At 71.5% G+C, this 19,211-nt stretch carries 16 protein-coding genes; 8 read left to right on the top strand and 8 right to left on the bottom strand.

The window, feature by feature from the left end:
• The first annotated feature begins 10 nt into the window (after nt 1-10).
• The 4 genes from EJ357_RS44725 to EJ357_RS44740 are packed head-to-tail and all read left to right on the top strand — an operon-like array spanning nt 11 to nt 4,735.
• A complete protein-coding gene (locus EJ357_RS44725) occupies nt 11-1,396 on the top strand; it encodes a M1 family metallopeptidase (protein ID WP_126398168.1) in 1,386 nt (461 codons plus the stop codon).
• A gap of 41 nt (nt 1,397-1,437) precedes the next feature.
• On the top strand, nt 1,438-2,169 hold the full coding sequence (locus EJ357_RS44730) for a hypothetical protein (RefSeq protein ID WP_126398170.1): 732 nt from the start codon (nt 1,438-1,440) through the stop codon (nt 2,167-2,169).
• 29 nt (nt 2,170-2,198) lie between these two features.
• Nucleotides 2,199-2,903, top strand: a complete 705-nt coding sequence (locus EJ357_RS44735) for a response regulator transcription factor (RefSeq protein WP_126398172.1) — start codon at nt 2,199-2,201, stop codon at nt 2,901-2,903.
• The gene (locus EJ357_RS44740; protein WP_126398173.1) at nt 2,900-4,735 is read left to right on the top strand and encodes a sensor histidine kinase; all 1,836 of its coding nucleotides are present in this window, start codon (nt 2,900-2,902) and stop codon (nt 4,733-4,735) included. Before EJ357_RS44735 ends, EJ357_RS44740 begins: the two co-directional genes overlap by 4 nt.
• Before the next feature lie 8 nt (nt 4,736-4,743).
• Here the strand turns inward: EJ357_RS44740 and EJ357_RS44745 are convergent, their stop codons facing one another.
• Both EJ357_RS44745 and EJ357_RS44750 read right to left on the bottom strand, forming a co-directional pair.
• Nucleotides 4,744-4,977: a WhiB family transcriptional regulator gene (locus EJ357_RS44745; RefSeq protein ID WP_126398175.1), complete on the bottom strand. Its 234-nt coding sequence runs from the start codon at nt 4,975-4,977 to the stop codon at nt 4,744-4,746.
• Between the two features lie 106 nt (nt 4,978-5,083).
• Nucleotides 5,084-6,301 carry a saccharopine dehydrogenase family protein gene (locus EJ357_RS44750; protein WP_126398177.1) on the bottom strand — a complete coding sequence of 406 codons (1,218 nt, stop codon included), beginning with the start codon at nt 6,299-6,301 and terminating at the stop codon, nt 5,084-5,086.
• A 157-nt stretch (nt 6,302-6,458) separates the two neighbouring features.
• Here EJ357_RS44750 and EJ357_RS44755 point away from each other — a divergent pair, with 157 nt between their 5' ends.
• Nucleotides 6,459-7,163: a TetR/AcrR family transcriptional regulator gene (locus EJ357_RS44755; protein ID WP_126398179.1), complete on the top strand. Its 705-nt coding sequence runs from the start codon at nt 6,459-6,461 to the stop codon at nt 7,161-7,163.
• A gap of 149 nt (nt 7,164-7,312) precedes the next feature.
• Nucleotides 7,313-8,623 carry an MFS transporter gene (locus tag EJ357_RS44760; protein WP_126398181.1) on the top strand — a complete coding sequence of 437 codons (1,311 nt, stop codon included), beginning with the start codon at nt 7,313-7,315 and terminating at the stop codon, nt 8,621-8,623.
• A 93-nt stretch (nt 8,624-8,716) separates the two neighbouring features.
• Here the strand turns inward: EJ357_RS44760 and EJ357_RS44765 are convergent, their stop codons facing one another.
• From EJ357_RS44765 to EJ357_RS44780, 4 genes are all read right to left on the bottom strand, one after another.
• The gene (locus EJ357_RS44765) at nt 8,717-9,172 is read right to left on the bottom strand and encodes a cyclic nucleotide-binding domain-containing protein (protein ID WP_126398183.1); all 456 of its coding nucleotides are present in this window, start codon (nt 9,170-9,172) and stop codon (nt 8,717-8,719) included.
• A 323-nt stretch (nt 9,173-9,495) separates the two neighbouring features.
• Nucleotides 9,496-9,717 carry a hypothetical protein gene (locus EJ357_RS44770; protein ID WP_126398185.1) on the bottom strand — a complete coding sequence of 74 codons (222 nt, stop codon included), beginning with the start codon at nt 9,715-9,717 and terminating at the stop codon, nt 9,496-9,498.
• A gap of 35 nt (nt 9,718-9,752) precedes the next feature.
• Nucleotides 9,753-11,996 (bottom strand): FUSC family protein, encoded by a 2,244-nt coding sequence (locus EJ357_RS44775; RefSeq protein ID WP_126398187.1) that lies wholly within the window; start codon nt 11,994-11,996, stop codon nt 9,753-9,755.
• A gap of 112 nt (nt 11,997-12,108) precedes the next feature.
• On the bottom strand, nt 12,109-13,494 hold the full coding sequence (locus EJ357_RS44780) for an NAD(P)/FAD-dependent oxidoreductase (protein ID WP_175647756.1): 1,386 nt from the start codon (nt 13,492-13,494) through the stop codon (nt 12,109-12,111).
• 286 nt (nt 13,495-13,780) lie between these two features.
• Here EJ357_RS44780 and EJ357_RS44785 point away from each other — a divergent pair, with 286 nt between their 5' ends.
• Entirely contained in the window at nt 13,781-14,383 is a 603-nt protein-coding gene (locus EJ357_RS44785) for a hypothetical protein (protein WP_126398191.1), read from the top strand.
• Between the two features lie 10 nt (nt 14,384-14,393).
• A complete protein-coding gene (locus tag EJ357_RS44790; protein ID WP_228472802.1) occupies nt 14,394-14,954 on the top strand; it encodes a fibronectin type III domain-containing protein in 561 nt (186 codons plus the stop codon).
• A gap of 6 nt (nt 14,955-14,960) precedes the next feature.
• On the opposite strand, the gene EJ357_RS44795 is transcribed toward EJ357_RS44790, so the two are convergent.
• Both EJ357_RS44795 and glgB read right to left on the bottom strand, forming a co-directional pair.
• Entirely contained in the window at nt 14,961-16,865 is a 1,905-nt protein-coding gene (locus EJ357_RS44795; protein ID WP_126398193.1) for an AMP-dependent synthetase/ligase, read from the bottom strand.
• A 130-nt stretch (nt 16,866-16,995) separates the two neighbouring features.
• Nucleotides 16,996-19,209: a 1,4-alpha-glucan branching enzyme gene (glgB, locus tag EJ357_RS44800; RefSeq protein ID WP_126398195.1), complete on the bottom strand. Its 2,214-nt coding sequence runs from the start codon at nt 19,207-19,209 to the stop codon at nt 16,996-16,998.
• Nucleotides 19,210-19,211: the final 2 nt, after the last annotated feature.

A 19,211-nucleotide genomic window follows, 5' to 3' on the forward strand; every position in this document is an offset into this window, starting at 1 on the left:
AGGAGCGCATGTGTCACAGCCCGTCAGACGCACCTTCGTCGTCGGAACCGTCCCGCTCGCCGTCGTGGCGCTGCTCGCCGCCGCCGCGCCCCCGTCGCCCGGCTCGCCCGGCGCCGGCGACCCCTACTTCCCGCTCGCCGGAAACGGCGGCTACCACGTCGGGCACTACGACCTGACCCTCCGTTACGACCCGGCTGGCCGCCATCTCGACGGCAAGGCCGTCCTCTACGCCCGCGCCACCCAGAAGCTCAGCCGCTTCAACCTCGACCTCAACGGGCTGAAGGTCACGGGCCTCACCGTCGGCCGTGACAAGGCCGGGTTCAGCCGCGACGGGCAGGAACTCACCGTCACCCCGCGCCGGACCCTGCGCAAGGGCCAGTGGTTCCGCGTCACCGTCGCCTACAACGGCAAGCCGGGCCCGGTCACCGACCCGGACGGCTCGCTCGACGGCTGGATCCCCACCGACGACGGCGCCTTCGTCGCGGGCGAGCCACAGGGTGCGATGACCTGGTTCCCGGCGAACAACCACCCCAAGGACAAGGCGTCGTACGACTTCACGATCACCGTTCCCAAGGGCCGTACCGCGGTCGCCAACGGCGTCTTCCTGGGGCGGACGACCGCCCACGGACAGACCACGTTCCGCTGGCGCCAGTCCGAGCCGATGGCCGCCTACCTGGCCACGGCGACGGTCGGGAAGTTCAAGATCGAGCGGTACACCACCCGCGACGGCATCCAGGTCTACAACGCCGTCGACCCGCGCGAGGCCGACGCCGCCGCGCCCGTCCTGAAGAAGCTGCCGTCCGTTTTGGAGTGGGAGAGCAAGCTCTTCGGGCCCTACCCGTTCCGTGCCGCCGGCTCGATCGTCGACCGGGCCCCGAACGTCGGCTACGCCCTGGAGACCCAGACACGGCCCGTGTACGACGCGGCCCCCGACCTGAGCACCCTCGTCCACGAGAGCGCCCACCAGTGGTTCGGCGACTCGGTCACCCTGACCTCGTGGAAGGACATCTGGCTCAACGAGGGCTTCGCGACCTACGCCGAGTGGCTCTACGCCGAACAACACGGCGGCGACAGCGCGCAGAAGACCTTCGACGCCCTGTACGCCCGGCCGGCGAGCGACGGACTGTGGGAGTTCCCGCCGGGGGACCCGGGCAGCGGTGCGAACATCTTCGGCACGCCCGTCTACGCCCGTGGGGCGATGGCCCTGCACCAACTCCGCAAGGCCGTCGGGGACCGGGCGTTCTTCCGGATCCTGCGGGCCTGGGCCACCGAGCACCGCGCCGGGCACGGTACGGCCGCCCAGCTCGTGCGCCTCTGCGAGCGGGTGTCGGGCAAGGACCTCGACGGTCTGTTCCAGACGTGGGTGTACCAGCAGGGCAAGCCGGACGCATCCTAGAACCTGACGAGTTCCAAACAAGTGTCGGCGAAGGTCGACGCATGATCACACGCAGACCGCAGGTCGCCCTGCTCGCCGCCGCCCTCCTCCTCACCGGATGCGGGGGCGGCGCGGCGGCCACGCCGGAACGCCCGGCGGCCACGTCCCCGACGAGCCCCGCGCCCCGGATCTCCCTGGAGGTGGCCCCACAGCAGGTGCCGGGGCTGGGGCCCAAGACCTGGGCCCAGGTGCCGTCGCGGACGCGGCAGGCCGTCGTCGTCACCGGGCGTGGCAAGAACTCCCCGCTGTCCACGGTCGTGCTGTACGAGCGGACGGAGGCGGGCTGGCAGGCCGGTGAGAGCCGGCCCGCGCACAACGCGCTGCGCGGCTGGACCGACCACCACCGCGCCGGCGACCTGCGCTCACCCGTCGGGGTCTTCACACTCACCGATGCCGGGGGCCTGCTCGCCGACCCCGGGACCAGGCTGCCGTACGACCACGGCGTCGGGTTCACGGCCACCGGCACCGGCTTCGAGGGCGAGCCCCTCGCCGGCTCCTTCGACTACGTGATCGCCATCAACTACAACCGTGAGCCCGGCACGTCGCCCCTCGACTGGACCCGCCCGCTCGGGGCGGGCCGGGGCGGCGGCATATGGCTGCACGTCGACCACGACGGGCCCACGCAGGGCTGCGTCAGCATCGCGCGCGAGCACATGAAGGAGCTGCTGCTGGCGCTCGACCCCGACCGGCATCCCGTCGTCGTCATGGGCGACGCCAAGTCACTTGCCCGCTGACATCCCCCGGAGCGCTTAGGATCCGCCGCGTGTGCGCACATGTGCTGGTCGCCGAGGACGACGAGATGCAGGCCGAACTCATACGCCGCTCCCTGCTGGCGGAGGGCCACACCGCCACCGTCGTCCACGACGGGTCGGCGGCCCTCGACGCGGTCCGGCGGCGACGGCCCGACCTCGTCGTGCTGGACCTCATGCTCCCGGTGATCGACGGCTTCGGGGTGTGCCGGGTGCTGCGCCGCAACCCCGAGAATCCAGACATCCCCGTGCTGATGCTGACGGCCCGATCGGCCGAGGACGACGTCCTGCTCGGCCTCGAACTCGGCGCCGACGACTACATGACCAAGCCGTACAGCCCGCGTGAGCTGATGGCCCGGATCCGCACGGTGCTGCGGCGCAGCGGACGCACCGCCGACCGGCGGGAGGACGCCGTCCTGCGCGCCGCCGGGATCGCCGTCGACCCCGTACGGCACGAGGTGCGGTGCGACGGGGCGGCGGTGGAGTGCACGCCGGCCGAGTTCGAGATCCTGCTCGCCATGGCTGCCGAACCCGAACGGGTCTTCTCCCGGCGGCAGTTGCTGGAATGCACCCGGGGCACCGACCGGGCCTCCACCGAACGGGCCGTCGACGTCCACATCATGAACCTGCGCAGGAAGATCGAGGCCGACCCGCGCAGGCCGGTGCGGCTGCTGACCGTCTTCGGCGTCGGCTACAAGCTCAGCGGCGGCCGCGGATGAGCCGGCGGATACCGCTGCGCAAGCGGCTCCTGGTCCGGCTCCTGATCGCCACGGTGCTGATCGCCGTGTGCTCGGTGGCCGCGACGGCCTGGCTGGCGGTGGAGACCACGACCCGGGCGCTGCGGGAGGAACAGGGGCAGGTCCTCGCGGAGGACATGGACGTCCTCGCCCGGCTCAGCGGGTATGCCGCGACCCATCCCGACTGGCGGGGCGTCGAGAAGACGGTCCGCGAGCTGTCCGCCCGCACCGGACGCCGTATCGCCCTCACCACCACGGACCGCACGACCATCGCCGACTCGGCCCCGGCCGGCACCTCCCTGCCGCCGCGCGCCGCCGCCACCGTCGACCCCCTGCACATCGACACCTACACGGAACGCGGAGCGCAGCGCGGCGGCGTCGACCCGCGGGTCGTGGGCCCGTACCGGGTGACCGACGAGGAGCGGGCCAAGCTGGAGAAACTCGCCCACACGCGGCAGCGGTGCTTCGCCCGCAACGGCTACGAGGTCACCGTCGTGCAGACGCCCAGCGGTCGGCCGGTCGTCACCGACCACGACGGGCCCGTCGCGGGCGGGCTCGTGCCGGACGAGTGCGCCGACGGCCTGCTCAACACCCCGACACCGACCGAGAACAAGGCCCTGGCCGACCTGTCCGAGCGCGCCCGCAAGTGCCTCGACCGGCGCGGACTGAACCCCGGTTCGCAGCCGTTCGTCACGGTCGACGTGACCGAGAAGCGGCTCGGCACCCGCTACCTCCTGGGGAAGACCAAGGGGACCGACGACCGCACAGCCGTGCGGGAGGCGGACCGCTGCGTCGACGAGTCACGCCGCGCCCAACTCGATCCCTACGTCGCCCCCGTGGCCGAGCTGTTCCTGGGCGGCGGCGACACGACCGCCGTCCGCTTCGACATGTCCCCGGCGAACAAGGCCAAGGTCGTCGGCGCCGCCGGACTCGTGCTGGCCGTCACCGTGGCGGTGACCGCCGTGGTCGCCACCCGGCTCGTCCGGCCCCTGCGGGCGCTGACGGAGGCGGCCCAGCAGCCGCCCGAGCTGCATGTACGGGTCCCGGTCACCACCAGGGACGAGACCGGCATCCTCGCCGCGGCCTTCAACGAACTCGCCGAGCGGCGCGAGCGGTTGGAGGCCCAGCGCAAGGCCATGGTCAGCGACATCGCCCATGAACTGCGCAGCCCGCTCACCAACATCCGCGGCTGGCTGGAAGTCACCCGCGACGGCGTCGTCGACCCCGCCCCCGCCCTGCTCGACTCCCTGCACGAGGAGGCCCTCGTCCTCCAGCGCGTCATCGACGACCTCCAGGACCTCGCGGCCGCCGACGCCGGCGCGTTGCGCCTGCACCGCGAGCCCGTCCGCGCCGACGAACTCCTGCACCAGGTCGCCGCCGCCCACCGCGTCGCCGCGGACTCGGCCGGCGTCACCCTGCGCACCGCGGCGGAGGGGACCCCGTGGCTGGACGCCGACCCCGTGCGCATGCGCCAGGCACTCGGCAACCTCGTCTCCAACGCCCTGCGCCACACACCGGCCGACGGGACCGTGACACTCGCCGCCCGGCGCGACGGCGACGACGTCGTCCTCTCGGTCACCGACACGGGGGCCGGAATCGCCCCCGCGGACCTGCCGTACGTATTCGACCGGTTCTGGCGCGCGGAGAAGTCCCGCAGCAGGCGGACCGGAGGCAGCGGGCTCGGCCTGCCGATCGTCCGGCACCTGGTCGCCGCGCACCAGGGGACGGTCGAGGCGGCGAGCGAGCCCGGCGCCGGGTCCGTGTTCACCTTGCGGTTGCCGGCCGCCGCCGAGCCCGACGGCACGGCTGCGTGACCCACGGGTCATCCGGCCCGTTGTCGCAGCGCCCTTCGCTCGGCCTCGCTCTTGCCACCCCAGATCCCGATGAACTGGTCCATGTCGAGCGCCCAGCGCAGACACTGCTCCCGGACCGAGCAGCGCCGGCAGACGGCCTTCGCCTGCTGCGTCTGCAACACGGTCGGCCCGGAGGTGCCGATCGGATAGAAGAGGTCGGGGTCCTCATGGCGGCAGGCGGCGTGGTCTCGCCAGTCGTCCATCAATGTCACCTGCGATCGTCGAACGTGCCCTCGGTGGATGCATTACTCGTTTTCGAGTCGCCTGTCGATGCGCAAGTGAAACCCCGTCGGAACCCGGCGGATTCGGTCACTGTTCGCGCATGCCCCACGGAGAGCCGTACTCGGTCAGCAGATCCAGGAACGGCCGGGCCGGGAAGGCCTCGGGGCCCAGCACGCCCGCGCCGGACCAGGCGCCGCCGGCCAGGAGTTCGAGGGCGACGACCGGGTTGACGGCGGTCTGCCACACCACGGCCTGGCTGCCGTACTCCGCCATGGACCACTGGTTGTCGACCACGTGGTACAGGTACACCTCGCGCGGCTTGCCGTCCTTGACGCCCCGTACCCAGGTGCCCGCGCAGGTCTTGCCGTGCATGCGCTCACCCAGCGTCGCCGGGTCCGGCAGACACGCGGCGACCACGTCCCGCGGCGAGACCCGCACCGGCCCGTCGGCGCCCGGCACGGTCACCGGCTCGGTGCTGTCCAGGCCCAGCAGGTGCAGCGTCTTCAGCGTGCTGACGAACTCCTCGCCCAGGCCGTACTTGAAGGTCACCCGGCGCGCGTCGACCCAGCGCGGCATCAGGAGCACCTCCTCGTGCTCCACGTTCACGCACTCGACCGGCCCGATTCCCTCGGGGAAGTCGAACACCTCCGGCTCGCTGAAGGGTTCCGTGGTGAACCAGCCGCGCCCGGCCTCGTAGACCACCGGCGGGTTGAGGCACTCCTCGATCGTGGTCCAGATGCTGAAGGACGGCGCGAAGTCGTAGCCGTCGACAGTGAGGTTCGCGCCGTCGCGGACGCCGATCTCCTCGATCTCGTCGAAGAGCTCGTCGGCCGCGTACCGGGCGAACACGTCCGACATCCCCGGCTCCACACCCATGCCGACGACGGCCAGCGCGCCCGCCTTCTCCCAGTCGGCCGCCTGCTCGAACTGGGCGTCGCCCAGCTTGACCCCGCACTCCTCGTACGGCCGCTCCGGATGCGGCCGCGACAGCGACATCGCCATGTCGACATAGGTGGCCCCGGCCGTGCGCGCGGCCTGGAACAGCGGCATCACGAAGCGCGGGTCGGTGGCGTTGAGGAGCACGTCGCACCCGTGCCGCTCCAGCAGCGCGGCCACCGCCGCCTCGTCGCTCGCATCGACGCGCTCGGCACGGAACCGGGCGTCGCCGCCGAGCGCCGCCACGGCCGCCTCGGCGCGCGCGAGGTCGTGGTCGGCGACCACCATCGCCTCGAAGAACGGACGCCGGGCCGCGATCCGGGTGACGGCGGTACCCACACCGCCGGCGCCCACGAGCAGTACACGCATGACATGACTCCCTCGACTGAAGGTCACTGAGGTCACTGAAGGTCAGTGACGGTCTACGACGTGGTGGGGCCCCGCCGGAGATACAACGCCGCCCGGTCACGTAAGGTCAATGGCGTTGGCATAAGACGCGGAGTGCGGCATACGGACGGAGTGCATCGTGCCGAAACCGGTCGTTCCCGAGGAGAAGCGGCGCCGACGCCGTCCCACGAAGAGCGGCACCGTGCTGTCCGAGCGGCTCATCGTCGAGACGGCGCTGCGCATGCTCCGCGAACACGGCAGCGCCGGTCTCACCGCGCGCCGCCTCGGCCTGGCCCTCGACGCCGACCCGAGCACGCTGTACCGCTACTTCCGCGGCATGGACGACCTGACGCTCGCCATCGGCGACGCCCTCATCGGCCGGGCGCTGGACGGCTGGCAGCCGACGGGGGAGTGGCGGGAGGACCTGCGCACCGTCGGGCTGCGCATCCACGCCGCCTACGTGGCCCATCCACAGGCCGCCGTGCTGACCACGAACCGGGTCACCGGGCGCGCCAACGAACTCGCCGCCGACGAGGCCGTGTTGGACATCCTGCGCCGGGCCGGCCTGTCGCTGCCGGACACCGTGCGCATCTACCACGCCTTCATCGACCAGACCCTGGCCTTCGCCGCGCTGGACGCGGCGTCCCTCACCCTGCCGAGCGACTCGCTGCGCGCCGACGAGGACATGTGGCGCTCGACCTACGCGCGGCTGCCGCGCACCACGCATCCCCGGATCGCCGAGGCGGCGCCCCTGCTGGCGACGCGGATGGTGACCAGTGCCTATCCGACGGCGCTGGAGATGCTGCTGGACAGCGTGAACGCGCAGTTGGAGGTGGTGCGGTAGGGCCCTGCCGGAGGTGCCGTGGCGCACCGCCCGGCTCGTCGCCGACGTCCGGCTGTCCGCGATCCGAGATAACTGATCCCACATGCTCGACGTCTGGTGCCATAGTGATCCCTGGTTCCCGATAGGTGTAACGAGCAACCAGGAAGCCCGTGGACACGAGCGAGAGCAGCACCGAAGAGCAGCAGGCGTCGACCGCCAAGGCGCCCGCATCCCCCCGACGCGGCTGGCGCCGCTGGGCCATGGACACCCGGCCGCTGCGCCGCCCCGCCTACCGCCGCCTGTGGTCCTCGACCATCGTCACGGCCGTCGGCAGTCAGCTCACCGCGGTCGCGGTGCCCAAGCAGATCTACGACATGACCGGCTCCTCGGCGTGGGTCGGCGCCGCGAGCCTCGCCGGACTCCTGCCGCTCGTGGTGTTCGCGCTGTGGGGCGGTGCCGTCGCCGACAGCATGGACCGGCGCAAGCTGCTGCTGATCACCAACAGCGGCATCGCCGTCACGTCGGTGCTGTTCTGGCTCCAGGCCGTCACCGGCCTCGACTCGGTGGCCGCGCTGATGGTGCTGCTCGCCGTGCAGCAGGCGTTCTGGGGGCTCAACGCCCCGGCCCGCAACGCCTCCATCGCCCGCCTCGTCCCGGCCGACGAACTGCCCGCCGCGAGCGCCCTCGGCTCGACCGTCATGCAGACCGGGCAGGTGGTCGGGCCCCTGCTGGCCGGCGTGCTCATACCGGTCATCGGCCTGGCCGAGCTGTACCTCATCGACGCGCTCGCCCTGTGCGTCACCGTCTGGGCAGTCGTACGGCTGCCCGCCCTGCCGCCACTGGCGGGCGCGCAGGGCACGACGAAGCGGCGCGCGGGCGTGCGAGAGATAGCGGAGGGCTTCCGCTACATCGCCCTGCACAAGGTGCTGTTGCTGTCCTTCCTGGCCGACGTCATCGCGATGGTCTTCGGCATGCCCCGTGCCCTGTTCCCTCAACTGTCGAGCCAGACCTACGCGTCGTACGGCGAAGGGCTGGCCCTCGGTCTGCTGTTCGCGGCGATCCCGATCGGCGCGGTGGCCGGCGGGCTGTTCTCCGGCACGTTCTCCCGGGCCCGCCGGCACGGCTGGATGGTGATCGGCGCGGTCGTCGTCTGGGGTGCCGCCATCACCGGGTTCGGGCTGAGCGGCAGCCTGTGGCTCGCGGTGGTGTTCCTGGCCCTGGCCGGGGTCGCCGACATGGTCTCCATGGTGTTCCGCGGGGCGATCCTGCTCTCCGCCGCCAGCGACGAGATGCGCGGCCGGATGCAGGGCGTGTTCACGGTCGTCGTCGCCGGCGGACCGCGCCTCGCCGACGTCCTGCACGGCACGGCGGGCTCGGCCTTCGGTGCGCGCACCGCGACGGTGGGCGGCGGCCTGCTGGTCGTCGTCCTCATGCTGGGCCTGGCCGCCGCGGTGCCTGCCCTGCGCCGCTACCGCGTCTGACACGCACACGGCATCCGACGCCGCAGAGCACACGGCACGCGACGCGGCTGAGCGCACGGCATGTGACGCGGCAGAGCACGCCGCCCCCGAGGTTCAGAGCACGCTGCGCCGGTGCTGTCCGTACTGCTCCATCAGCTTGCCGCGGGTCATCTCCAGCCGGTGCGCGAGGATTTCGGCGACGTGCCGCACGAGCGACATACCGAGTGCCGGCTCCTCCTCGCACAGCCGCAGCACCGCCGCCGCCTCGAACTCGTAGGCCCGCACGGGGCTGAAGGCCTCCGCGCCGAAGTCCCACTGGTACGGCGGGAACAGCCAGGACCAGCCGAGCAGATCGCCGGCGCCGAGGCTGGCGACGGTGACCCGCTGCAGGGACGTCACGCGCTGGTCGAGGGAGACGGCGCCCGAGCGGATGACCCAGAAGCGGTCGGCCGTGCCGCCCGCCTCGAAGATCCGGGCGTCCTCCGGAAAGGAGACCTCCCGTGCGAGGGACATGAGGCGCTCGCGCTGAGGCGGTGGAAGTGCGGTCAGCAGTTTGATCGCTTTGGTCATGACACAGGGCTCCTCGCCGATGAGTGAGGTTCCGGTGCTTCCCTGCGTCCATTTCAGCCGCTGCGGGCCCGCTGAGCACCTCGGCGGAGGACGGTTTCGGCCGGGAATCTCGCGCGGCGGGTCGTCGAGGGCATGAAAAAGCCCTGGCTGGACGGGGGAGGCCAGCCAGGGCCGTAGGTGGTGGTGCACGGGGGACGGATGCGGTCTACCCCGTGACCACTTATGGATGAACCGTAAACCATCTCGGGGGATTCTGCGTACTTGAGACCGGGTCACGTGACCGGTTTCACTCGATTTTGTGTTTCGGACCCGCTCGGATCCCGTCAGGTCCGCTCGGGGTGCCTGCCCGGGGTGAGGACCTCGTCCAGCACCGTGATCACGGTCTCGTAGGCCAGTGTCCGTACGGCGGCGTCGCGGGCGGCCTCCGGATCCGTCGACCGGAGGGTCTCGCTTCGTGCCCGCCACGTCCGCTCCTCCTGCCGGGCGCAGGTCCTGGCGCGCTGCATCCGCCGCAGCAGTTCGTCTGAGTCCACGACATCGGTCATGCCTTACGCGTACCCCGTATCGGCCCGATGACCGGTCATCCCTCCGGTGCCTTCACGGGCACGCCGAGGGGACGGGCCAGACCGGACACACCCTCGTCGAGGCGTTGCAGATGCCGCAGGACGCGGTCGGTGACCCGGCCGTAGCGCGCCGCACCGGGGACGTCCGGGCCCAGGAGGGAGGCGATGCTCGGGCCGGTCTCGATCCCGTCCGGGGCGTGGTCGCCGCTGACGTGCGCGGAGATCACCTCGATGTTGTGCGCGATACGGCCCGCGGCCCTGCGCAGCCGGGGATCCGCCGCGATGGAGGGGTGGGTCGGCAGCAGCTCGGCCGTCGCGGCCAGGGCGCGTGCGTGGTACGCGCACGTCTCCAGCAGCGCGACGACATAGCGGGCGGTCTCACGCCGTGCCCGCAGGGGTGTCACCGGATGCGTGAGGGGCTGCGTGGCGGCCCGCAGGTCGGCCAGCGCCTGGTCCAGGTCGCGCGACTGGTCGAGCAGCTCGACGGGCGGTCCGCCGCTCAGCTGGTCGACGGCGCTGCGGGTGACGTCGCCGAGCCGTTCCAGCACGGTGGCGAGGAGTTCGTTGGTGCGGCGGTCCGTCTGCACCGGCAGGACGAAAGCGGCCGCGATCACCCCGCAGGCCGCGCCGAGCGCCGTCTCCTCGATGCGCAGCACGAGCACCGAGAGGCTGTAGGTGTGCAGCAGGGTGTAGAGCAGCCCCAGCGCCGCGGTGACGAAGAAGGACACCAGCGTGTAGGACAGCGGTGCCGAGTAGAACATCGCGAAGACGAAGAGCAGCACCAGCGCGAACGCCGTCCAGGTGTGGTGCCCGACGGCACCCGCCAGCACGATGCCGGCCAGCACGCCGAGGACGGTGCCCAGCAGGCGACGGTAGCCCTTGACCAGGATCTCGCCGGTGGACGCGGTGTTCAGGAACACGATCCAGCAGGTCAGCACCGCCCAGTACCAGCGGTCCCGCGACAACAGCTCGCCGCCCACGATGGCCAGCGCCGACCCCACGGCGACCTGCACGGCGGCCCGCGTGGTGGGCCGCCGCAGGCCTTGGGGCTGCTCCGGCGGCTCCTCCTCGTCGGCGTCGAGCACGGCGTCCTCCGCGTCCAGCTCCTCGCGCGAACGGGCCGTGGCCGGGGTGTCGTCCGCCTCGTCCCGGGCCCCGCCGAGGGCGATCCGCAGTCCCAGGACCGCGCGGGCGGCCTCGCCGACGCGCCGGAAGACGTCCTGCACGGCGGGGGAGGCGGCGGGCAGGTTCTCCTCGTCGCGATAGCCGAGGAGCCGGTTGCGGAGGTGGGACACCGACGTACCGGAGGCCTGGTCGACGGGGCGCAGGACGAGCAGGCGCAGCGCCTCCAGGTCACGTCGGAGCGTCGCGGTCGCCGCGTCCCGTACGGGCTGCCGTCCGCCCGAGGGGACGGGCGCGTCCGGCAGGTGCAGGGTCAGCGTGTCCACCCGCTCGGCGCCGCGTGCGCGCAGCAGCGACAGCCCCAGGCGCTCGGCGGTGATCTCGGCGTCCGCGACGCGCCGCTGGATCAGCCGGGCGCCGCTCTCGTCGGCGGTTCCCTCCTCCAGCCGGCCCTGGATCAGCAGCGCCGTCTCGTGCAGACGCGCGGTGCCCTCGCGCACGCGCTCCAGAGCCCGGTCCGCGTCTTGCGGGCCGGCGTCGAGCAGGTCGAGCTGCGCCGCAAGCAGCTGGGCCAGCCGGGCGCGGAAGGCCTCGCGCAGCCGCTGGAGCACTCCCGTCGGTGTCTCGGGGACCAGCACGAAACGCACCAGCGCGCTGCATCCGAAGGCCACTGCGACCGCTCCGTACAGTTCGGGCAGGTCGTCGACGGTGGCGCCGACGAAGAGGGACATGAAGTAGATCTGGAAGCCGATCAGGCCCAGCGCGGTGCCTCGGTCGCCGAACCTGCGGCCGTACACGGCACAGAAGATGAGCGCGACGAAGGCCAGGTCGCCGACCAGGACGTTGCCGTGCAGAGCCGCGGCCAGTGTCATGGACGCCAGCGCCACCGGGAGGCCCAGTGCGAGGGTGACGGCCTGCGGCCCGCGCTGCTTCTCCCGGATGGCGAAGGTGGCGACCATCGCGGCCAGGGCCCCCGCCACCAGGTGCGGTACGTCGGTGCCCAGCAGGGCGAGCACGGCGATCGCGAGGGCGATCGCGCCGGCCGTCCGCAGCCCCGCGGCCAGTCGCAGCAGCCCCGGATCCGAGGCCGCGACACGGTCCCGCAGGCGCGCCCGGGCCGGCCGAACTGCTGCCTTCACGTCGCCGTACTCTCGCCCGCGCTCTCCCGACTCCGGCCTCCCTCCCGTCTCCCGCTCACTCCCGTTCACGCCGCGTGCCGCGAGCCGCGATTCGGCGAGGCGGTCACCTCGTTCAGCCGGACGCCCCTTGCGCGCCGCCCTTCTCGCCGACCTGCGCCCGCACCTGCTCCGGCGTCAGATAGGCATGGACGAACTCGAAGTCCTTCAGCTTGGCCGGGCTGCGGGACAGGAACCCGGTGCGCACGAAGTCGTCCCCGGCGACGGCGTTGAGCAGCCAGTTCGTCATGACGCGGGTCTTGGCCACGTTGGTGCGCAGCGCCGACCAGTGGTAGCCGCGGGCGACGGCCATCGCGGGCAGGCCCTTGAGCTCGATGCCGATGGGCTTGGAGACGGCGTCGCGGCCGCCGAGGTCGACGACCAGGCCGAGGTCCTTGTGCTTGTACGGCCGCAGCGGCTGGTCGCGCAGAGCGGCGATGACGTTGTCGGCCACCACCTTGCCCTGGCGCATGGCGTGCTGGGCGGTCGGCGGGCAGACGGCGCCCTCCTCGTCCTTGGCGACATCGGGCACGGCCGCGGCGTCGCCGAGCGCGAACACACCGTCGTGCCCGGGCAGGTTCATCTCCGCGGTGACCGCGAGCCGTCCCCGGACCGTCTCCGCGCCCAGCGTGCCGATCAGCGGGCTGGCGACGACACCGGCGGTCCAGATCAGCGTGCGGGTGGGGATCACCCGGCCGTCGGTGAAGGTGACCTCCTCGGGGCCTGCCTTCGCGATGGACACGCCCAGGGAGATCTCGATGCCGCGCTTGCGCAGGATCTTCTGCGCGTCGTCGCCGAGCTTCTCGCCCAGCTCGGGCATGAGCCTCGGCGCGATGTCGATCAGATGCCACCTGATGAGGCTCGGATCGAGCCGCGGATAGCGCTTGACCGCGTTGTGCGTCAGCATCTGCAGGCACGCGGCGGTCTCGGTGCCCGCGTAGCCGCCGCCGACCACCACGAACTGCAGCCGTGCGGCGCGCTCGTCGGGGTCCTGGCTGGCGTCGGCGAGGTCGAGCTGGGAGATGACGTGGTCGCGCAGGTAGGCGGCCTCCGCGAGCGTCTTCATGCCGTAGGCGTGGTCCGTCAGCCCGGGGATGTCGAAGGTGCGGGTGATGCTGCCGGGGGCCAGCACGATGTAGTCGTACGGTTCGTTGACGATCTTGTCGGTGATGGTGCGTACGACGCAGACCTTGGCCGCGAGGTCCACGCCGATGGCGCCGCCCGGGATGATCCGGGTGCGGTACTTGCGGCTGCGGCGCAGTGAGACGGCGATCGACTGGGGCGTCAGGACGCCGGAGGCGACCTGGGGCAGAAGTGGCAGATAGAGCTGGTAGGAGGACGGCGTCACCAAGGTGATCTCGGCCTCGTCGGGGGAGAGTTTGCGTTCCAGCCGGCGTACGCAGCCGACTCCGGCGAAGCCGGCACCAACCACCAGGATCCTGGGTCGTGTCACGGTGATCATCCCTTCTGCGGCTCCAGGCGGTTTGCCTCGACGACGTTCGTCTGCCCGTGGATCGCGGCTTCGCACGCCTCGATCCCACCGCGCCACCGGTCGTTCCGCCAGCCGGGAGCAGCAGGCAGATGAATACGTCGTCAGCCACCTTGCCCCAACCCGCACGGGGGCACACCGGTTCGGCGGTGAAAGACGTGTACGCGTGATCTCTTGACGGTTTGTTGGTCTGGACCTAACGTCCGACGCGCGTGTCCAAATCAGGGACTGTAGTTCATGTGTATGAACAGGAGGCAGTATGCTCGCACGCCTGCGCGCCCTCACCGTCACCTCGTCGCTGTGCGCCACCTCCTTGCTCGCCGCCCCGCACGCCTTCGCCGAAGTCGAGCCCGGCGGCTGGCAGTCGGTGTCCCCCGGCTTCTCCGTGCAGGAGCGGGGCTGCGGCCAGGTCGACGGCATGACGTTCCGGCTCACCTGCTCCACCGCGAGCGGTGACCAACGGGCTGAACGCCGCTATGCCACCTACACCGGCGGAACGCGCCAGTTCGAGGGCTACTTCCGCATCACCAGCCTCAGCGGCACCCGGATCAGCCTCAAGCAGACCTTCCACGAGTCCGGATCCGGCCCGTACTTCATGCTCGCCGTCGAGCGCGGCGGCAGGCTGTACGCGGTGCACGGCGGCACCACGCTCTCCCACGCCGGGACCGTCGGAGCCACCGTCCGCGTCAACACCGTCCACCAGGTCGGCGCCGAGCACCGCACCTACATCAACGGCTCGCTCAAGCACAGCTACGCGAGCCCCGGCGGCAGCTTCTACGACAAGTTCGGCGCCTATCGCACGAGCAGCGGCAGCGGGCCGGCCACCGTGGAGTGGAGCGGCATCCGCTTCTGGCGCAAGTAGCGGCCGCCGTATGCGAGGAACGGCGCGCATCGCAGCGTCGGCAGCGCTGGTCCTGGCGCTGTCTGCCTGCTCGGCCTCCCCGGCCGACACGGAACAGCCCTTGCGGGGTGTCCTCGCGACGCCCACCGACATCGACCTCGACTGGACGGACGGCCGGCCAGGAGTCGCCGGCCACGTGCTGGAGTTCGCGACCGAGGAAACGGGCCCCTACACCGTCCTGGACCATCTGCCCCGGCACGTGACGCACTACCGCCACCCCGACCTCATGCCGCACACCACGTTCCACTACCGCCTGCGGTCCTACCGGGGCCCCGTGTCCCGCCCGGTCCGCGCCGAACTGCCGGACGGCATCCGCTTCACCTGGACCGACACCTCCCCGGACGAGGACGGATTCCTCCTGGAGATGCGCCAGGAGAACAGCACCGGGTACGACCCCGTCGCCGTCGTCGGTCCGGATGTCACCGCAACGACACTGGTCACCCTGCCCGGCGAGAAGCGCGCCTCCTTCCGGATCCGCGCCTTCGTCCTGGCGGAGCGATCGAACGTCGTACGGCTCACCACGGGCGAGTAACCGCGCTCACCGGAAGACGTTGTCCGCGTCGTCCCAGAGCGCGAGCTCGTCCGACAGCTGCTCCCGGGGCGCGCGCGAGCGGGCCTGGTACATCGCGTCGATCTGCAGGGCGTAGTGCCGCACGATCGCGTCCCGGCGCAGTTTCATCGACGGCGTCAGCAATCCGCTGGCCACGTCGAACGGCTCCGGCAGCACCCGGAACACACGAATGGACTCCGGGCGCGACACCGCGCTGTTGGCGGCGGCCACGGCCCGGGCGATCTCCTCCCGCAGCGTGTTCTCCTCGCGCGCCTCCCGGATCCGCGCGTCGCTGCGCACCGCGAGGTTCTCGCGCCAGTACGCCAGGAAGTCCGGGTCCAGCGTGATCAGGGCCCCGACACAAGGCCGGTTGTCGCCCACGACCACCGCCTGATGCACCAGCGGATGCATTCTGAGCCGCTGCTCCAGGAGCGCCGGGGAGACGCTCTTGCCGCTGCTCGTGACGATGACGTCCTTCTTGCGCCCGGTGATCGTGAGATAGCCGTCGGAGTCCAGCCGCCCGAGGTCCCCGGTGGCCAGCCAGCCGCCGCGCAGCGCCGCCCGCGTCGAGGCCTCGTCGTGGATGTAGCCCTGGAACACCGAAGGCCCCCGCACCAGGATCTCCCCGTCGTCGGCCACCCGGATGTCCATGCCGGGCAGCGCCTGCCCGACCGTCCCCGACATCTCACGGCCCACCGGCTGGGCCGTGACACCGCCGCTGGTCTCCGTGAGCCCGTACCCGTCGTTCACGTAGATGCCGACGCCCTCGTAGAAGAGGGAGAGTTCACGGTTCAGGGACGAGCCGCCGGACGTCCCGAGCATCACCCTGCCGCCCAGCGCGGCGCGGAACTTGCGGTACACCGTCCGCTCGTACAGGGCGTGTTGCAGCCGCAGATCGAAGCCGGGCCCCGGCCCTCCGCCCAACCGCTGCCGTTCCAGGGCCGCCGCGAAGTCCCGCGCGGTGTCGGCGGCCCGCTCGAACAGCGCGCCCCGGCCCGCCTGCTGGGCCGTGCGCAGGGCGTTCTTGTAGATCTTCTCGAAGATCGACGGCACGGCGCAGAAATAGGTGGGCCTGAAGGTACGCAGGGCGGCCGACAGCGACTCCTCGCGCAGGTCGGGTTCGTGGCCCATCATCATGCCGCCGCGGATGCACAGGGTCTGCAGCAGCAGCCCGTACACATGGGAGAACGGCAGGAAGGCGAGAACGGACGCCTGCCCTCCCGGCGGCACCACCTTGTGGCCCCAGCCCGCGAGCAGCGTGTCGCAGGGGCTGGCCAGATTCCGGTGACTCAGCGCGCAGCCCAGGGGCCGGCCCGTCGTGCCGGAGGTGTAGGCGACGACCGCGGTGGAGTCCGGCAGCACGATACGGCGCAGCGACTCGACCGTGGTGAGCGGAATGAACTCCCCTCGCTCCACGAGCTGTTGCAGCCCTCCCGCGTCCAACTGCCAGACATGGCGCAACTGCGGGAGCGATCCGCACACGGAGCCCACCGTCATGATCGCCTGCTCGTCCTCGACCACGACGGCCACGCACTCGGCGTCCCGCAGGATCCACTCGACCTGGTCGCGCGACGCCGTCGGATAGATCGGGACGACCTCGGCGCCCACCACCCACAGCGCGTAGCTGAACACCGTCCACTCGTACCGGGTGCGCGCCATGATGGCGACGCGGTGGCCCGGCGAGATACCGGACGCGATCAGCCCCTTGGCCAGATCGGCCACCTCGTCGCGCATCTCGACGGCCGTCACCTCCTCCCAGGTGGTGGAGGAGGGCTCGGGGCGGCGCGCCAGCAACGGCAGCGTGGGATTGTGGGCCGCCGTCTCGAAGACGCTGTCGGCGAGCCCGCCGGTCAGGGATGTGACGGTGGGGGGAGCGAGGCCGAGATCGCGCATGCGCTGCTCCTGTTGCGTACCGGGTGTGACGTCACCGATGAGTTCCGTTATCGGCGGTGCCCGAATCTAGCCCAGCCGAGAGCGGACGGTGCCCGGAACTGACAATTGACCCCGTTCGGTGATCTCGGCCTCAGGGACGGGGCGACAGCCACACCGTGGCCAGCGGCGGCAGCGTCAGCCGGATGTGCCCGTCCTCCGGCTTCAGCGGGTCGGGGTTGGTGACATCGCTGCCGCCGTAGCGCGCGGCATCGGTGTTGAGGGTCTCCTGCCAGGCGACGACGTGGTCCGGCGCCCAGAGGCGGTAGTCGTGGCGCACCACGGGGGAGAAGTTGCTGACGGCGAGCAGCGCGGTGCCGTCGGCCCCGAACCGCAGAAAGGCGAAGACGTTGTCGTCGGCCGCGTCCCCCAGCACCCACTGGAACCCGCCCGGGTCGGTGTCCCGCTCCCAAAGAGCCGGAGTGGCCCGGTAGAACGCGTTGAGGTCACGGACCAGATCCTGCACGCCCCGATGGTCACCCGCCGACGCGTACCCCGGATCGAGCAGCCACCACTCGGGGCCGTGCGCCTCGGACCACTCGGCGCCCTGCGCGAACTCCTGCCCCATGAAGAGGAGTTGCTTGCCGGGGTGGGCCCACATGAAGCCCAGGTACGCGCGGTGGTTGGCACGGCGCTGCCACCAGTCGCCCGGCATCTTGGAGACCAGCGCCTGCTTGCCGTGCACGACCTCGTCGTGGGAGATGGGCAGGACGTAGTTCTCGCTGTAGGCGTACACCATCGAGAACGTCATCTCGTTGTGGTGGTACTTGCGGTGCACCGGCTCCTTGGCCATGTACTCCAGCGAGTCGTGCATCCAGCCCATGTTCCACTTCAGCCCGAACCCCAGCCCGCCGCTGTCGGTCGGCCGGGTCACCCCGCCCCAGGCGGTCGACTCCTCGGCGATCGTCACCACCCCCGGGTTGCGCCGGTACACGGTCGCGTTCATCTCCTGCAGGAACGCCATCGCGTCCAGGTCCTCCCGCCCGCCGTACGCGTTCGGCGCCCACTGCCCGGAGTCCCGCGAGTAGTCGAGATAGAGCATCGAGGCGACGGCGTCCACCCGCAGCCCGTCGATGTGGAACTCCTCGCACCAGTACGTGGCGTTCGCGACCAGGAAGTTGCGGACCTCGGTACGCCCGTAGTCGAACTCGAACGTTCCCCAGTCCGGGTGCTCGGCCCGCCGTGCGTCCCCGGGTTCGTACAGCGGGTCCCCGTCGAAGCGGCTCAGCGCCCAGTCGTCCTTGGGGAAATGGGCGGGCACCCAGTCCACGATCACTCCGACGCCGGCCTGGTGCAGGGCGTCGACCAGGTACTTGAAGTCGTCGGGGCTGCCGAGGCGGGCCGTGGGCGCGTAGAAGCCGGTGACCTGGTAGCCCCAGGAACCGGCGAAGGGGTGCTGTGCGACCGGCATGAACTCGACGTGGGTGAACCCGAGGTCGGTGACGTACGCGGGCAGTTGCTCGGCGAGTTCGCGGTACGTCAGGCCCGGACGCCAGGACGGGAGGTGCACCTCGTAGACGGAGAACGGAGCCCGGTGCACCGGGACGTCACCGCGGTGTGCCATCCACCGCTCGTCGCCCCACTCGTAGTGCGAGGCGTGCACGATCGACGCCGTGTCCGGCGGGACCTCCGCACGGCGCGCCATCGGATCGGCCTTGAGGAACCGGTCGCCGTACCGGGAGGTGATCTCGAACTTGTACCGGGCGCCCTCGCCGATGCCCGGCAGGAACAGCTCCCACACGCCGGACGCCCCGAGGGACCGCATCGGGAACGCCGTACCGTCCCAGCAGGTGAAGTCCCCGGCGACCCGCACGCCCTGGGCGTTCGGCGCCCACACCGTGAAACGGGTGCCCCTCACGCCCTGGTGGGTCATCGGCTCGGCGCCCAGCGCCTTCCACAGCTCCTCGTGCCGGCCTTCGCGGACGAGGTGCAGGTCGAGCTCGCCGAGGGCGGGCAGGAAGCGGTACGGGTCGTGGACCTCGCGTTCGTCGGACCCGTCCTGCGCGTACGACACGAGCAGCGTGTACGCGGGGATCTCGTCCAGCGGCAGTACGCCGGAGAAGAGGCCGCCGCCCTCCGAGACCAGCTCGGTGCGCTCGCCGTCGACCACCACGCTCACCGCACGCGCGAACGGGCGCAGCGCCCGCAAGGCGATCCCGCCCGGCATCGGATGGGCGCCGAGCAGCGCGTGCGGATCGTGGTGGGCGCCCGACAGCAGGCGATCGCGGTCGGCCGGGTCGAGTGCGGGCGCGGTGGCACCGCGGCCCGGTCCGGCCGGCTCGGGGCGCGAGGTCTCGTGCAGGGCCATGG

The organism is Streptomyces cyaneochromogenes, assembly GCF_003963535.1.
Taxonomy (GTDB): domain Bacteria; phylum Actinomycetota; class Actinomycetes; order Streptomycetales; family Streptomycetaceae; genus Streptomyces; species Streptomyces shaanxiensis.

What these genes read in the sequence shown, in the direction of transcription:
- EJ357_RS44730 (WP_126398170.1), top strand. Translation starts at nt 1,438, where the DNA reads ATGATCACACGCAGACCGCAGGTCGCCCTGCTCGCCGCCGCCCTCCTC.
- EJ357_RS44740 (WP_126398173.1), top strand. Translation starts at nt 2,900, where the DNA reads ATGAGCCGGCGGATACCGCTGCGCAAGCGGCTCCTGGTCCGGCTCCTG.
- EJ357_RS44745 (WP_126398175.1), bottom strand. Translation starts at nt 4,977, where the DNA reads ATGGACGACTGGCGAGACCACGCCGCCTGCCGCCATGAGGACCCCGAC.
- EJ357_RS44750 (WP_126398177.1), bottom strand. Translation starts at nt 6,301, where the DNA reads ATGCGTGTACTGCTCGTGGGCGCCGGCGGTGTGGGTACCGCCGTCACC.
- EJ357_RS44765 (WP_126398183.1), bottom strand. Translation starts at nt 9,172, where the DNA reads ATGACCAAAGCGATCAAACTGCTGACCGCACTTCCACCGCCTCAGCGC.
- EJ357_RS44770 (WP_126398185.1), bottom strand. Translation starts at nt 9,717, where the DNA reads ATGACCGATGTCGTGGACTCAGACGAACTGCTGCGGCGGATGCAGCGC.
- EJ357_RS44780 (WP_175647756.1), bottom strand. Translation starts at nt 13,494, where the DNA reads ATGATCACCGTGACACGACCCAGGATCCTGGTGGTTGGTGCCGGCTTC.
- EJ357_RS44785 (WP_126398191.1), top strand. Translation starts at nt 13,781, where the DNA reads ATGCTCGCACGCCTGCGCGCCCTCACCGTCACCTCGTCGCTGTGCGCC.
- EJ357_RS44790 (WP_228472802.1), top strand. Translation starts at nt 14,394, where the DNA reads ATGCGAGGAACGGCGCGCATCGCAGCGTCGGCAGCGCTGGTCCTGGCG.
- EJ357_RS44795 (WP_126398193.1), bottom strand. Translation starts at nt 16,865, where the DNA reads ATGCGCGATCTCGGCCTCGCTCCCCCCACCGTCACATCCCTGACCGGC.
- glgB (WP_126398195.1), bottom strand. Translation starts at nt 19,209, where the DNA reads ATGGCCCTGCACGAGACCTCGCGCCCCGAGCCGGCCGGACCGGGCCGC.